The sequence below is a fragment of the Duganella violaceipulchra genome, from assembly GCF_019166075.1.
Lineage (GTDB): Bacteria > Pseudomonadota > Gammaproteobacteria > Burkholderiales > Burkholderiaceae_D > Rugamonas > Rugamonas violaceipulchra.
In genome coordinates this window covers 1-335 of sequence record NZ_JAHTGR010000162.1, presented here as the reverse complement: position 1 = coordinate 335, position 335 = coordinate 1, and the positions used below count along the sequence as shown (strand labels likewise).

Genomic DNA, 335 nt, shown 5'->3' with positions numbered 1-335 from the left:
GCCGCTTGTCGCCCGGCTGGTCCTCGCGCGCCAGCACCACCGCCTCGCGCACGCCGGCGCAGGCCGACAGTTTCGCTTCAATCTCACCGAGCTCGATGCGGAAGCCGCGGATCTTGACCTGGAAGTCATTGCGCCCCAGGTATTCGATGTTGCCGTCGGCCAGATGGCGTCCCAGGTCGCCCGTCTTGTACATGCGGGCGCCGGCCAAGCCGGCGAACGGATCGGGCAGGAAGCGTTGCTCGGTCATCTGCGGCAGGTTCAGGTAGCCGCGCGCCACGCCGGCCCCGCCGATGTACAGCTCACCGGCCACGCCGGCCGGCACCGGCTGGCGCCGC

Annotated in this window: 1 protein-coding gene; it reads right to left on the bottom strand. The window is 70.7% G+C overall.

The window, feature by feature from the left end:
• On the bottom strand, positions 1-335 hold a 335-nt coding region (locus tag KVP70_RS33495; protein ID WP_217946741.1), incomplete at both ends, for an AMP-binding protein.